We start from the raw sequence: 12,352 nt of genomic DNA, 5'->3' as shown, positions 1-12,352 counted from the left end.
CCGCTCCCTTACAGCCCGAGTTCGCTGGCCCTGACGTGAGTCTGACAGGCCTTCGGGCAGACCCGAACGCAGGCCGAGCAGCCGATGCAATTGCCGGCGGCGTCCAGCACCATCACCTTGCGGACGAATTCCTCATCGTCGTCATCGTCGTCGGACGAACAAGCGACGAGTTCGCCGTCCTCGTTGACGCCCATCAGATGCATCACGTCGCGCGAGCACACCTTGTGGCAGCGACCGCAGCCGATGCACTTCTTGTCGTCGATCGCGGTGAGGTAGGTCGGCTCCCAAGCCTGGCCGTCGCGGGTGGAGAAAATCGCCATTATCATGCTCCTACGGCGCGGTATCTGCCGCGCGATGCGAGCTGTCGCACGCGGCTACCTAGGCGGCCTTGGCTTCCAGCTCTTTCAGCGTCTTGCGCGCGGCTTCGAGGGCCGCATAAGCGTCCTGGGTCTGTTGCGCGATCGTCATGATGTTCTGCCAGTTGATCGGCAGTTCCTCGGACAGGTCGTGCAGATTCATTTTCATTGTCGTCGCGCGAGCCGACAGTTTCTTGATCTCGGCTTTCAGCGTCTCGATGTCCGCCATGGTTACCTTCCTTCAATACGCTGCAACGTCAGGGAATTTCCGGATCATCTCGACGCCCGCGGTGACCAGCTTGTCGCCTTCCGCCGCCAGCTTGCCGAGATTATCGAAGCCGAACCGATGCACGTCGCGCATGTGCTTGTTGATCACGATCAGCCGGCCGGCGCTGAGGATCAGGCGGCCAAAGCCTTCGTGATGCATCTTCATCATCGGCGAGACCATGATCTTGGTCTCGCGCTCGATCGACAGCGCGACCGCGTTGTAGAACAGCTCGAGCCGCCACAGCGTTTCCGGGTCCGGATCGCCCATCAGCGGGATCTCGCGACGCTTGGCCCTGTCGATGATGTAAGGTTCGAGCAGCTTGAGGTCGGAGCGATTTTCCCACGTGCCGTGGGTGTCCTGGGCTCGGAGCTGCTTGATCAATTCCTTGACGAACGGCGCGTCGATCGCGACGTCGGGAGACGCAGTGGTGGTATCGGTCATGCTCACACCTCGTCGGCGAAATCGAGCTTGCGCTCTTCGCCCTTCAGCAGTGCCTTGCGCAGCCACGGCGGCGGCACGCCGCGCAACACGCCCTGCAGCTTGGTGATCAGATCGGTGATCAGCTCCGGCTGCGCCAGCTTGAGCGGGTGAACCTGGGCAGCAACGACGCGCGCCGCACCGGAGCCGCCGATCGCCGCGCAATACACGATCGCGCAATCGCGGATGGCGTCGATTTTCGCCGCCAGCTTGTCCTCGTTGCCGTCTTCCTTCTCTTCGGCGAACTGCACGGCTTCCACGAAGCGATAATCCTCGGCCGTCACCTCGTAGATGGCTATGTTCTTGGCCCAGCCGAAATGCGCGTCCACGCGCTTCAGATCCTGAGTGGTGAAAGCGACCTTCATGCCGCGCCTCCGTTGCTGTGCATCGACGATCTCCTTCGCTTCCGTCCTAATGAGCCGTAGGCGGCGCATCGACCCGATCCGGTTGGCTGGTGGCGAGCGTGCGCCAACTGTCCACATCCGGCTCCCGTATAGTTGCGATGAACTGGTTGCCGATCGCGAAGATCAGATCGCGCGTGCCGCGATATCCGACCACGACCTGATGCGCGGCGCCGAGGCGGTCGAACATCGGCAGGCCGATGCGGAACAGCGGCACGCCGAGCCGTTCCGACGCCTGCCGTCCGTGCGAATGCGTCAGCAGCAGATCGCAGCCCTCGGCGCGGCGCTCCAGATCTTCCAGATCGCCGATCAGCACCTCGTCGCTCGGCACCTGCGCCAGCACTGGCGAGTTCGTGGTCGTGACCGCGGCGGCGACGCTGCAACCCATATCGGCCAGCCAGCTCGCGACGTTCAACAGCATGTCCGGCTCGGCGCCGATCGCGACCTGTTTGCCGCCGAAATAGAAGTGGCCGTCGAGCATCGCGTCGACCAACTGGCTGCGCTGCCGCCGATACTTCGGCGGCACCGGCTGGCCGCTGATCTGCGCCAGTGTCGCCATGAGCTCGTCGCCGGCCGCGAGCCCGGTCAACCGGCGCAGCAGCGTGAACGGCACGCCGGCCTTTGCTTCGAGTGCTTCGGCCGCGCCGCGCATCTGTTCGCCGAGCGCGAGCGTGTGCGCCGCCGCGCCCATCGTGGCGACCTCGGCCACCGACACGCCGCCGTGAGTCGTCGGCGTGAAATCATCGGGCAGATGGCCATCGAGCGAGCCGGAAATATCCGGCAGGAAGGTCGGCATCAGGCCGAACGCCTCGATGAGGTCGCGCAGCTCGTCGATGTCGCCAGGCGTGAGATGACTACCGGCCAGCACGTTGAGCCTCGCGGGATCGCGCGCGGCGTTCGGCACGGGCGTCTCGACCAGCGTCTCGACAATTCGTGTCACAGTCGCGGCGAAGCCGTCCTCGAACGCGCCCTTGAAGTCCGGCGTCGACACTGGCACCAGCGCAACCTTCGCCAGTTCAGGATGTTTCTTGCGCACGTCCTTGATGAAGCCGTCGAGATCGTCGCCTTTGATCTCGGTGACGCCGGTGGTGCAGATCCCGATCACGTCGGGCTTGGTGCGACCGACGATATTGACGATCGCCTGCTCGACATTATCGAAGCCGCCCAGCACTGTCGCGACTTCGCTCATCGCTGTGGTCTGCATCGGGATCGATTCTCGGAAGTGCCGAACGAACAGCACTAGGCCGAATGAAGTGCAGCCCTGCGAGCCGTGTAGCAGCGGCATGCAGTTTCGCAGCCCCATGAAGGCGAGCGACGCGCCGAGCGGCTGACTCATCCGCAGCGGGTTCACGGTGCAGGACTTGGTCGATGTGGTGATCTTCGCCAACGCCGCCTCCTCACGCGACCCGCGCGGAGCGCGGCCCGAAGATCGCGCGCTTCCGGTCGTCGACCGCATTGGCGGCGTCGGCACGCTGCTCCCAGGTGACTTCGCCCCAAGGCGGCGCCGAGCGCACCTGCGCCCAGATCGGGTTCGACAGCGCCTTGTCGATCTGACGTACCATCTCGACGATGCCGACATAGCCGCAATAGGCGTAGCTGCGCTCCTGGTTGATATCCATCCAGGGCATCCGCGCCTTCAACGCGACGAATTGCGAGCGGCCGCCCGACAGCATAATGTCCGCCTGCGCGTCCTTGAGCATCTTGTACATTTCGCGCGGGCGCAGATCGTCGATCTGGTGGACGTCGGGGCTCATCTCCTTGAGCCGCTCCTTGTCCTCCTTGGTCGACTTCTTGACGCTGGTGCCGACGATCGTCAGCCCGGCCTCCTGCAGCGCTGCCACCACCGACCACGACTTCACACCGCCGGTGATCAGCAGCACCTTCTTGCCTTCGAGCCGCGACGTGTAAGCCTTGATGGCTGCAAAGGCCTTTGCCTCCTCGCGTGCGATCAGCGCCTCGACGCGGTCCATCAGCTCGGCATCGGCACCGCGGGCGATCAGCAGCCGCGCGATCTGACGCAGCGATTCTGAGGTGTCGCTGATGCCGTAGAACGAGCCTTCGAAATACGGAATGCCGTAGCGCTCTTCCATCTTGCGCGCGACGTTGATCATCGCGGTGGAGCACACCATCATGGCGGCGCGGGCGCGGTGCGACTGCGCGACCTCGTGATAGCGCGCGTCGCCCGACAGGCAGGACAGGATCCGGATGCCGAGCTCGTCGAGCAGCGGCTTCACCTGCCACAATTCGCCGGCGACATTGTATTCGCCGATGATGTTGATGTCATACGGAGTCGTGAATTCCGGCTCCTGGGTGCCGATCACGTAGTCCAGCATCGCCTCGCCAGCGAGCTTGTTGCCGAGATTCTTCGGGCCGACGAAGCCCGGCGAGATGATCGGGACGCAGGGCTTGCCGAACTTTTCAGCCGCCACCTTGCAGACGGCGACGATATCGTCGCCCATCATCGCCGGCACGCAGGTCTGATACACGAAGACCGCCGGCGGATCGTACTTCTCGATGATTTCCTTGATCGATCGGAACAGCCGCTTCTCGCCGCCGAAGATGACGTCGTTTTCGCCCATATCGGTGGTGAAGCCGGTGCGATACAGCTTCGAGCCGGACGATTTGGTGCCGCGATTGTCCCAGGACGAGCCTTCGCAGGCGATCGGGCCATGCACCAGATGCGCGACGTCGACGATCGGCTGCAGCGCGATCTTGGCGCCGTCGAAGGCGCAGCCGCCGGCTGCGCCTCCCGGCTGCAGCGGTTTGCTGCAACCCTTCTTGCGTTGTTTGTCGGACTTGACCTGATTGGCCGCACAGCCGGGCTCGTTGAAGACGTCTTGAATCTTGTCTGCGAGCCGGCTCATGCGACACTCCTATGGATCAGGTTCTCCGAAGCTGCGGCATCAGCGGATGATGTCGAAGCTCAGGTCGGTCTTGCCGGCGATGTTGGTCGCCTTGTCCATCTCGTCGAAGATCTTGTCGAGGATCTTGACCAGGACATTCATCGTGCCCTGATAGCCCCAGATCGGCGAGCGATGATGATGGTGGCGATCGAACACCGGGAAGCCCATGCGGATCAGCGGCGTGCCGGTGTCGCGCTCGAGATACTTGCCGTAGGTGTTGCCGATCAGGAAATCGACCGGCTCGGTGAACAGCAGCGAACGCAGGTGCCAGAGATCCTTGCCGGCGTAGACCTTGCAGTTCTTGCCGAACGGCGAGCTGTCGAGCAGCGCCTGCACCTTGGCTTCCCAGCTCTTGTTGCCGTTGGTCGCCAGGATGTGGGTCGGCTCACCGCCGAGTTCGAGAATGAACTCCGCGACGCCGTAGCAGAGGTCCGGATCGCCGTAGATCGCGAACTTCTTGCCGTGAATGTGCGCCGAGGAGTCGCCGATCGCGTCGACCAGGCGGCCGCGCTCCTTGGTCAGCGCCTCGGGGATCGCCTTGCCGGTGATCCGCGAGACCGCCTGCAGGAAGCGGTCGGTGCCTGAGATGCCGATCGGGGAGTTGAACGCGACCACTTCCTGGCCGTGCGCCTCGATCGTCGCCAGGGTCTTCTCGGTGCAGAACTCCTGCATCGAGATGGTCGCCTTGGCGTGGATGGCGTTGGCGGCTTCCTCCAGCGTGGTGCCGCCGTCGTACATCCGGAACTCACCGTCGGCCGGGGTATCCCAGACGTCGCTGTTGTCGCCGAAGATCGTGTAGTCGATGCCCATCAGGTCGAAGATGCGCTTGATCTCGCGGATGTTGCCGACGGTGTTGCCGTCGAAGCCGCCGAGGAAGTTGATCGACTCGTTGGGCTTGCGCTCGAGCTTCTCGACCGTGCCGGACTTGCCGTCCCAGAAGTGCTCCACAATGCCCTTCATGACGTTGTCGTAGCCGGTGGTGTGGCTGCCGACGAAGGCCGGGGTGTGGGCGTAGGTGACGTCGAAGTCCTGCGGGACCGAGCCCTTCTCCTTGGCGTTCTTGATGAACGCGTTGAGGTCGTCGCCGATCACTTCGGCCATACAGGTGGTCGAGACCGCGATCATCTTCGGCTTGTACAGCGCATAGGCGTTGGCCAGGCCGTCGATCATGTTGTTGAGGCCGCCGAACACCGCGGCGTCTTCCGTCATCGACGACGAGACGCAGGAGGTCGGCTCCTTGAAGTGGCGCGAGAAGTGGCTGCGATAATAAGCGACGCAGCCCTGCGAGCCGTGCACGAACGGCAGCGTCTTCTCGAAGCCGACCGCGGCGAACACCGCGCCGAGCGGCTGGCAGGCCTTGGCCGGATTGATGACCAGGGCTTCACGAGCGAAGTTCTTCTCCTGATATTCCTTGGTCTTGGTCCAATCCGACACCCGCGCGACTTCGGCTTCGCCGACGGAGTTTTCGAACTGCTTGCGCTTGTTGTCCATCATGTCCGCGTATTCGGGCTGATGGAAGAGATCGAAGTGATCCCGGATCTTTTCTGCGGTCTCGGTCATGGTGATGTTCTTTCCCAAGGAATTCGGGGACACGGCGCTTCCGGTGGATCGCACCGGAAGCCCGCGTGACGAGTGGGCTCAGCTCCAGGGGGCTTTGGTAAGCTTCCAGATCGGAGCGTTGATGGCGATGTCCATGTCGCGGGCGAAGATGGCGAAGCCGTCATAGCCGTGATACGGGCCGGAATAGTCCCAGGAGTGCATCTGGCGGAACGGCACACCCATCTTCTGGAAGATGTACTTTTCCTTGATGCCGGAGCCGACCAGATCGGGCCGGACCTTCTCGACGAACTTCTCGAATTCGTAGCCGGTGACGTCGTCGTAGATCAGCGTGCCGTCTTTGACGTAATGCGTGGTGCGCTGATAATCGTCGTTGTGGCCGAATTCGTAGCCGGTACCGACCACTTCCATGCCGAGGTCTTCGTAGGCGCCGATGACGTGGCGCGGACGCAGGCCGCCGACATAGAGCATGACCTTCTTGCCTTCGAGGCGCGGGCGATAGCGATCGACGATCGCCTGCATCCGCGGCTTGTACTTGGCGATGACGCGCTCGGCGCCTTCCTTGATCTTGTCGTCGAACTTCGACGCGATCTCGCGCAGCGAGGCTTCGATCTTGGTCGGACCGAAGAAGTTGTACTCGACCCACGGGATCCCGAACTTCTCTTCCATGTGCCGCGTGATGTAGTTCATCGAGCGGTAGCAGTGCAGAATGTTCAGCTTCGCCTTCGGGGTGTTTTCAAGCTCGGCGATGGTGCCGTCGCCGGACCACTGCGCGATGACGCGGAGGCCCATTTCCTCGAGCAGGATGCGCGAGGCCCAGGCGTCGCCACCGATGTTGTAGTCGCCGATGATCGCGACGTCGTAGGGGGTGGATTCGAACGCGGCGATCTTGTCGGCGGTCTTGTCGAACACCCAGTCGCGGATCACGTCGTTGGCGATGTGGTGGCCGAGCGACTGCGACACGCCGCGGAAGCCTTCGCAGCGCACCGGAATGATCGGCTTGCCGTCATACTGCTTCGACTTGGCCTTGGAGACCGCCTCGATGTCGTCACCGATCAGACCGATCGGGCATTCCGACTGCACCGAGATGCCGCGGTTCAGCGGGAACAGCTCCTGGATCTCGTCGATGATCTTGCCGAGCTTCTTGTCGCCACCGAAGACGATGTCCTTCTCCTGGAAGTCGGACGTGAACTGCATCGTACCGAAGGTGTCGATGCCGGTATTGCCCTTGTAGTAGTTGCGGCGCGAGCCCCAGGAATACTGGCCGCAGCCGACCGGGCCGTGGCTGATGTGGACCATGTCCTTGATCGGGCCCCACACCACGCCCTTCGAACCGGCGTAGGCGCAGCCACGGATCGTCATCACACCCGGGATCGACTTGATGTTCGACTTGACCGAGCACTCGGCCTTCTCGGCCTCGTAAGTATTGAGATGCTTGGCGCGACGCTTGGCCGACTTGTCCGGATAGGCCTCCAGGACTTCGCCGATCAGCTTCTTGTTACGTTCCTTGATGTCCGCGGGGGATTCTGCGACTGCGGTGCTCATCGTTGTTCCTCGTATCTGGGGCCGCCGGGGACCGGCCGCGCGAGGCGGCCGGCCCGGCTCATGGGATCAGGCGGACGCGGCGGCCGCCTTGGCGGCTTCCTTGGCCTGCAGTTCGGCGAGCGCCTGCTCGTCGGTCTTCATGATGCCGAAGTCGAGCAGCATCTCTTCGAGCTCTTCCATGGTGATCGGGGTCGGGATCGTGCCGTTGCCGCAGTTGGCGTGCACCTTGGTGGCCAGCTCGCGATATTCCTTGGCCTGCTGGCTGTCGGGCGCGTACTGAATCACGGTCTGACGGCGCAGCTCGGCGTGCTGCACGATGTTGTCGCGCGGCACGAAGTGGATCAGCTTGGAGTTCAGGCGCTTGGCCAGCGCTTCGGCGAGGTCGAGCTCGCGGTCGGTCTGGCGCTCGTTGCAGATCAGGCCGCCGAGGCGGACGCCGCCCGACGAGGCGTACTTCAGAATGCCCTTGGCGATATTGTTGGCGGCATACAGCGCCATCATCTCGCCGGACATCACGATATAGATTTCCTGGGCCTTGTTCTCGCGGATCGGCATCGCGAAGCCGCCGCACACCACGTCGCCGAGCACGTCGTAGGAGACGTAGTCGACGTCCTCATAGGCGCCGTTCTCTTCGAGGAAGTTGATCGCGGTGATGACGCCGCGGCCGGCGCAGCCGACGCCCGGCTCGGGACCACCGGCTTCGGTGCACTTGATGCCCTTGTAGCCGACCTTCATCACGTCTTCGAGTTCGAGGTCCTCGACCGAACCCGCTTCCGCGGCGAGGCTCAGCACCGTGTCCTGCATCTTGGTGTTGAGGATCAGGCGGGTGGAGTCCGCCTTGGGGTCGCAGCCGACGATCAGGATCTTCTGACCCATCTCGACCAGAGCGGCCAGAGTGTTCTGCGAGGTAGTGGACTTGCCGATGCCGCCCTTGCCGTAAAATGCGATTTGCCGAAGTGCCATGTTTTCTCTCCGTTGACCTAATGCCGCTTGATCGATTTGCGCGAACCAGCGCAGCCTCATTCAGTTCAGAACCGTCGCACGGCTCAGATGCGGACGTTGCGCTTCGCTTGATCGCTCAGCCAACGATGCCTCGCCTTGCTGATCCCTGTTTTGCAACGACCGTGCCAGTCGCAGCGCAGCTCGAAAAAGCGTGCAATTTCGTGCGGATAGTCAGCATCGAGGTGAAATGTACGTAGATGTTTAGAATCCGACATCGCGGCCGAGCGGACGACATCCGCGGGTAAGGCTGTTAGAAACAAAACAAACTGATACCGGCCGACAACGAGACGGACATTTCCCCGACTTCGCGATCTGCGAACCGTCCTCACCAACGTCGGTATCAGGAGTCCGCGCGACGAGGTCTTTTGCGCGAGGCGTGACGCAGGGGCGCGTGTCCGGTCGCGCGGATCGGAAGCCGGCGCGGCGCTTCGCGCCGCATCGTCACGCCCGGACGTCGCGACGATCAGAAAAACGCGAATGGCCGGGACGAGCCCGGCCATCGATGATCAGTGTCAGGGGATGAAGCGGCCTAGGCCGGCAGCTTCTGGTTCTGGAGCTGCTCCGCCAGCGCGGCAACGAATTTGACCAGCGGCCAGTCGATGCGGCGGATGTTCTGCTCGTCGAGGAAGCGCTCTTCGTTACGGGTCGGCGTGTCGGGCAGCACCGCCCAATGCTGGGCCGACGAGCGCTTCATGATCTGGCGCGCGAACACGCGATCGAGCTGCGTGTCAAAGCGACAGCCGAGAAACAGGAAATGTCTGTCACGTCGGATTTCCTGCACCGTCTGCGGGATCGGCGTCTGGATGTCGATTTCCGTCAGAACCTCGACGAAGTCGCTGTCCGACACCAGAAAATTCGCGGCCGGACGAACCGATCCGAGCGGCTGATACAGCAGCGTCGCCCAGGCCCGCGCTTCGTCCGGCACCGGTACGTAAAGCGGCATGTCGAGTGCGACAGGATCGTCGGCAACGATGCTCGGCTCGGGCTCGGTGAGCTCGCTGCCATCGGCACGATAGAAACCGGCCCAGCGGCCATGGTTTTCGGCCTGGCTGAGCCCCTGCGCGACGCCCCAGTCCGTGCGGCCGGCGAAGGCCCGTTGCGGCAGGTCGTCGTACCAAGCATGGACCAACAGCGGCAGCGACGGCAGAGTCGCCAGCATCCGATGCAACGCGTTAGCCTCGGGCGACGTGGCAAACGCCTCGGCCATCATCGTCCTCAGCGTCTTGCGGTGCTTGAAGTTCTCGATGTACTGCGCCGCGCCGGTGAGATTGCTGCGTACCTTGTGCGGCACCGTGGTCTTCGCCGTCAGCCGCGCCACCAACTCAACCGGCGAGGTCGGCACGCTGCTGGTTTCGCCGAGCGCCACACAGGCGGCGCCGAGATAGGGGATGATCCGCCCGCGCATCAAGCCTGCGCCGATGTCGTCGAGTGCTTGTGCCGGCATAATAATGCTCCCCTGTCAGATCGCTCTTGCGGCCTTGTGATGGACCACCACCAGACCGGTCGCATGCGCGATGTCGGTGGTGATGGTCCAGCAATGACTCGATCCGTCGACCAGATAGACGCTGAATCGCGGATAATCGCGGAACGGCTGCTCCGCATCGATGTCGGACGCGTCGCATTGCGTGAGCGACAGTCCGGGAAGCGCTTGCCGCACCGCCTTCAGCGCGCCGGTTTCCGCCGCATCGTCTCCGAGCAGCGCGTCGATCCTGGCGATATCGTCGGGCGACAGCGCCACGATCAGAGCTTTCTGGCTTCGACGGTGATCGGCAGCGGTGTGTCGGCCGCCATCGCCGGCAGTTCGAGCTGCCAGCCATTGGCGAGTGTCACCTTGCCGCCCCACAGCGCCTCGTTCTCGATCTCAACGATCGCTTCTTCGAGATCCTTCTTGGCCACATAAGCCGACAGCCCCTTCTCGGTCCTGCGGATCATCACTTTCATGGAATTCGGTCCTTGGGTTGGGCCGCCGCAGCGACAAGTGTTAAACAGGCGCGATTTCGTGTTCGAGGCAGCCGATGACGCGATGCTCGGCGAACTCGACCAGATAGACGGGCTGGTTGCTCTCCTCGTGCAGCCCGATCCGCACGATCTCGCCGGCATCGCCGCTCTTCACCAGCAGCGCTTCTTCCGGCTGATCCGGGAAGCTGCCGTCATTGAACAGGTCGATCTGAGCGCTGACGCGCTGGCCCCATTGATATTTCGGCTCGGTCATCACGCGACCTCCTGCTCGCTCGGCGTCGCGGCTTCGACCGGGAGCAGCTCCTTGCGCTTCATGCCGACGATGCGGCCCTGCGCGACGAAGTCGACGCCGTAGATGTAGAACTGCTGCAGAAAGGTGCCGATTGAGACGACGTAGCCCTCGTCGCCCTTCTTCACCAGCACCTCACCGATCTCCTTGCCCGGAAAGGTGCCGTCGTTGCGGATGTTGATCTTCGCCCGCACCTTCTGGCCGTACTCGAATGAGGGCGGACCATCGAGTTCGACGATGTCGCTGTCGCGGGCGATATTCATGATGAGGGCTCCGTGGCGGGCTTGGTATTGGGAGAAGTGGGACCGGACCGCGACGCGCCGGTGAAGCCGGTGCGGCTGCGCACCAGCTCCCGGACCATCGGGTCCGGATCGTCCAGCAGCCGGCTCAGCTCATAGGTGTCGACACGGCTGGCGACTTCGTAGCGAACGCGCCAATCGGAATCGTCGATCATCGCCAGCAGCCGGCCTGGCGACATGCGCCGTGCAGCCTCGAGCCGCACCTCGCCGTCCTTGTCCATCGCCATCTGGGCCAGCCATTCCGGACCGATCCGGCGCGCGACTTCGCGGCGCACGCCGCTGTCGGGATCGAGTACCAGCAACGGCAGAAGTCCCGGCGATGCACGCTTCGCCACGATCTGGCGAACGTAGTAGTCCTCGTCGCTCGCCATCGGCCGCAAATCTTCGTCGGAAAGCACCGACGCGACGCGAATGCGTACCTCGCGATGCGGATCGTTGCGCAGCGGCAGCAGATAGCGCTTCGGCAACCGCCGCGCCGCGCTCCAGCGCACGGTTTCGTCCGGATCCTGCAGCAGCCGAGGCAGCAGGAACACGGTCGCATAACCGGCCGCGACCGCGCGGGTTTCGAAATACGGATGGTCGAGATACTGATCCGCCAACGCCCTATTTTGCTGGAAGAAGCGCTCCAGCCGCCGCGCATAGCGGTCCTGGACGCAGGCCTTCTTGATTTCGCAGCCGCCCAGAGCCAGCAAATCGCGATGCGGGCAGGATGCGCAATCGATCTCGTTGCCCTGCCAGTCGCGGGCCTCGTCGATGTCAGTCGTCATCGACCTGCCCTATCCGTTGCCAGACGTTGTGCAGCACGCCGGCATTGACCTTGTCGGTCGGATCGAGTTCGAGCAGCTTCTTGATCGCGGCGTGGCCTTCGTCGATGTCGCCGAGGCGCATCCGCAAATACGCATAGGCCTTCAGCGCGAACAGATAGAAGCGCGGCAGGATGGCGGCGAAGCTGGAAAATTCCGCGTCGCTCCGCCTCACCTTGCGCCAGTCGGCATCGAGATCATTGTCGCGCGCCGCTTTCGCCAGACAGGTTTCGGCGACGCGCAGCGCCTCCTGCAGACGGCCTTTATAGAAATAGAAGCGATACAGCCCGATCAGCACCGCGGCGTGATCCGGCGCCAGCACCTGCGCCTCGCGCAGATGCTGCTCGGCCACCGAGTCGCTCTGAAAATCTGCGCCGGCGAGTTCGAGATGGCGATGCGCTTCGGCCGGCAGGCCCGCACCGAGCAGCGCGCCGGCGAGCAGCGACTGCTCGGGCCCGGACATCGTCAACTCGCTGTGCAGGCGGGGCGGCAT

17 protein-coding genes are annotated in these 12,352 nt (G+C 63.4%); all 17 read right to left on the bottom strand.

The window, feature by feature from the left end; translation table 11 throughout:
• Window positions 1–8: 8 nt before the first annotated feature.
• Complete coding sequence (gene fdxB, locus ACFFJ6_RS02025; protein WP_378383826.1) at window positions 9–320, bottom strand: ferredoxin III, nif-specific; 312 nt, start codon at window positions 318–320, stop codon at window positions 9–11.
• A 58-nt stretch (window positions 321–378) separates the two neighbouring features.
• Window positions 379–585: a CCE_0567 family metalloprotein gene (locus ACFFJ6_RS02020; RefSeq protein WP_378383824.1), complete on the bottom strand. Its 207-nt coding sequence runs from the start codon at window positions 583–585 to the stop codon at window positions 379–381.
• A 12-nt stretch (window positions 586–597) separates the two neighbouring features.
• Complete coding sequence (locus ACFFJ6_RS02015; RefSeq protein WP_378383822.1) at window positions 598–1,065, bottom strand: NifX-associated nitrogen fixation protein; 468 nt, start codon at window positions 1,063–1,065, stop codon at window positions 598–600.
• A gap of 2 nt (window positions 1,066–1,067) precedes the next feature.
• Window positions 1,068–1,466, bottom strand: a complete 399-nt coding sequence (gene nifX / locus ACFFJ6_RS02010) for a nitrogen fixation protein NifX (protein ID WP_378383820.1) — start codon at window positions 1,464–1,466, stop codon at window positions 1,068–1,070.
• 46 nt (window positions 1,467–1,512) lie between these two features.
• Window positions 1,513–2,889, bottom strand: a complete 1,377-nt coding sequence (gene nifN / locus ACFFJ6_RS02005; protein ID WP_378383818.1) for a nitrogenase iron-molybdenum cofactor biosynthesis protein NifN — start codon at window positions 2,887–2,889, stop codon at window positions 1,513–1,515.
• A gap of 10 nt (window positions 2,890–2,899) precedes the next feature.
• The gene (gene nifE, locus ACFFJ6_RS02000; protein WP_378383816.1) at window positions 2,900–4,366 is read right to left on the bottom strand and encodes a nitrogenase iron-molybdenum cofactor biosynthesis protein NifE; all 1,467 of its coding nucleotides are present in this window, start codon (window positions 4,364–4,366) and stop codon (window positions 2,900–2,902) included.
• A gap of 39 nt (window positions 4,367–4,405) precedes the next feature.
• Window positions 4,406–5,965: a nitrogenase molybdenum-iron protein subunit beta gene (nifK, locus tag ACFFJ6_RS01995; RefSeq protein WP_378383815.1), complete on the bottom strand. Its 1,560-nt coding sequence runs from the start codon at window positions 5,963–5,965 to the stop codon at window positions 4,406–4,408.
• Between the two features lie 78 nt (window positions 5,966–6,043).
• Window positions 6,044–7,507, bottom strand: a complete 1,464-nt coding sequence (gene nifD, locus ACFFJ6_RS01990; protein WP_378383813.1) for a nitrogenase molybdenum-iron protein alpha chain — start codon at window positions 7,505–7,507, stop codon at window positions 6,044–6,046.
• A gap of 66 nt (window positions 7,508–7,573) precedes the next feature.
• A complete protein-coding gene (gene nifH / locus ACFFJ6_RS01985) occupies window positions 7,574–8,470 on the bottom strand; it encodes a nitrogenase iron protein (RefSeq protein WP_378383811.1) in 897 nt (298 codons plus the stop codon).
• Between the two features lie 83 nt (window positions 8,471–8,553).
• The gene (locus tag ACFFJ6_RS01980) at window positions 8,554–9,009 is read right to left on the bottom strand and encodes a hypothetical protein (protein ID WP_378383809.1); all 456 of its coding nucleotides are present in this window, start codon (window positions 9,007–9,009) and stop codon (window positions 8,554–8,556) included.
• Between the two features lie 29 nt (window positions 9,010–9,038).
• Window positions 9,039–9,953, bottom strand: a complete 915-nt coding sequence (locus ACFFJ6_RS01975; protein WP_378383807.1) for an SIR2 family protein — start codon at window positions 9,951–9,953, stop codon at window positions 9,039–9,041.
• Between the two features lie 15 nt (window positions 9,954–9,968).
• Window positions 9,969–10,247: a DUF6129 family protein gene (locus tag ACFFJ6_RS01970; RefSeq protein WP_378383805.1), complete on the bottom strand. Its 279-nt coding sequence runs from the start codon at window positions 10,245–10,247 to the stop codon at window positions 9,969–9,971.
• Window positions 10,248–10,249: 2 nt separating this feature from the next.
• Window positions 10,250–10,450: a putative nitrogen fixation protein NifT gene (nifT, locus tag ACFFJ6_RS01965; protein WP_378383803.1), complete on the bottom strand. Its 201-nt coding sequence runs from the start codon at window positions 10,448–10,450 to the stop codon at window positions 10,250–10,252.
• Window positions 10,451–10,490: 40 nt separating this feature from the next.
• Window positions 10,491–10,721 (bottom strand): nitrogen fixation protein NifZ, encoded by a 231-nt coding sequence (locus ACFFJ6_RS01960; RefSeq protein WP_378383801.1) that lies wholly within the window; start codon window positions 10,719–10,721, stop codon window positions 10,491–10,493.
• Window positions 10,721–11,020, bottom strand: a complete 300-nt coding sequence (locus tag ACFFJ6_RS01955) for a nitrogen fixation protein NifZ (protein ID WP_378383799.1) — start codon at window positions 11,018–11,020, stop codon at window positions 10,721–10,723. The genes ACFFJ6_RS01960 and ACFFJ6_RS01955 overlap by 1 nt, the downstream gene beginning before the upstream one ends.
• The gene (locus tag ACFFJ6_RS01950) at window positions 11,017–11,823 is read right to left on the bottom strand and encodes a 4Fe4S-binding leucine-rich repeat protein (protein ID WP_378383797.1); all 807 of its coding nucleotides are present in this window, start codon (window positions 11,821–11,823) and stop codon (window positions 11,017–11,019) included. The genes ACFFJ6_RS01955 and ACFFJ6_RS01950 overlap by 4 nt, the downstream gene beginning before the upstream one ends.
• On the bottom strand, window positions 11,813–12,352 hold the full coding sequence (locus tag ACFFJ6_RS01945; protein ID WP_378383795.1) for a hypothetical protein: 540 nt from the start codon (window positions 12,350–12,352) through the stop codon (window positions 11,813–11,815). The genes ACFFJ6_RS01950 and ACFFJ6_RS01945 overlap by 11 nt, the downstream gene beginning before the upstream one ends.

Origin of the sequence: Rhodopseudomonas telluris (assembly GCF_042432815.1) — a bacterium.
GTDB lineage: Bacteria > Pseudomonadota > Alphaproteobacteria > Rhizobiales > Xanthobacteraceae > Rhodopseudomonas > Rhodopseudomonas telluris.
This window is presented reverse-complemented; position numbering and strand designations above follow the sequence as displayed.

What these genes read in the sequence shown, in the direction of transcription:
- fdxB (WP_378383826.1), bottom strand. Translation starts at nt 320, where the DNA reads ATGGCGATTTTCTCCACCCGCGACGGCCAGGCTTGGGAGCCGACCTAC.
- ACFFJ6_RS02020 (WP_378383824.1), bottom strand. Translation starts at nt 585, where the DNA reads ATGGCGGACATCGAGACGCTGAAAGCCGAGATCAAGAAACTGTCGGCT.
- ACFFJ6_RS02015 (WP_378383822.1), bottom strand. Translation starts at nt 1,065, where the DNA reads ATGACCGATACCACCACTGCGTCTCCCGACGTCGCGATCGACGCGCCG.
- nifX (WP_378383820.1), bottom strand. Translation starts at nt 1,466, where the DNA reads ATGAAGGTCGCTTTCACCACTCAGGATCTGAAGCGCGTGGACGCGCAT.
- nifE (WP_378383816.1), bottom strand. Translation starts at nt 4,366, where the DNA reads ATGAGCCGGCTCGCAGACAAGATTCAAGACGTCTTCAACGAGCCCGGC.
- nifK (WP_378383815.1), bottom strand. Translation starts at nt 5,965, where the DNA reads ATGACCGAGACCGCAGAAAAGATCCGGGATCACTTCGATCTCTTCCAT.
- nifD (WP_378383813.1), bottom strand. Translation starts at nt 7,507, where the DNA reads ATGAGCACCGCAGTCGCAGAATCCCCCGCGGACATCAAGGAACGTAAC.
- nifH (WP_378383811.1), bottom strand. Translation starts at nt 8,470, where the DNA reads ATGGCACTTCGGCAAATCGCATTTTACGGCAAGGGCGGCATCGGCAAG.
- ACFFJ6_RS01980 (WP_378383809.1), bottom strand. Translation starts at nt 9,009, where the DNA reads ATGGCCGGGCTCGTCCCGGCCATTCGCGTTTTTCTGATCGTCGCGACG.
- ACFFJ6_RS01975 (WP_378383807.1), bottom strand. Translation starts at nt 9,953, where the DNA reads ATGCCGGCACAAGCACTCGACGACATCGGCGCAGGCTTGATGCGCGGG.
- nifT (WP_378383803.1), bottom strand. Translation starts at nt 10,450, where the DNA reads ATGAAAGTGATGATCCGCAGGACCGAGAAGGGGCTGTCGGCTTATGTG.
- ACFFJ6_RS01960 (WP_378383801.1), bottom strand. Translation starts at nt 10,721, where the DNA reads ATGACCGAGCCGAAATATCAATGGGGCCAGCGCGTCAGCGCTCAGATC.
- ACFFJ6_RS01955 (WP_378383799.1), bottom strand. Translation starts at nt 11,020, where the DNA reads ATGAATATCGCCCGCGACAGCGACATCGTCGAACTCGATGGTCCGCCC.
- ACFFJ6_RS01950 (WP_378383797.1), bottom strand. Translation starts at nt 11,823, where the DNA reads ATGACGACTGACATCGACGAGGCCCGCGACTGGCAGGGCAACGAGATC.
- ACFFJ6_RS01945 (WP_378383795.1), bottom strand. Translation starts at nt 12,352, where the DNA reads ATGCCGCCCCGCCTGCACAGCGAGTTGACGATGTCCGGGCCCGAGCAG.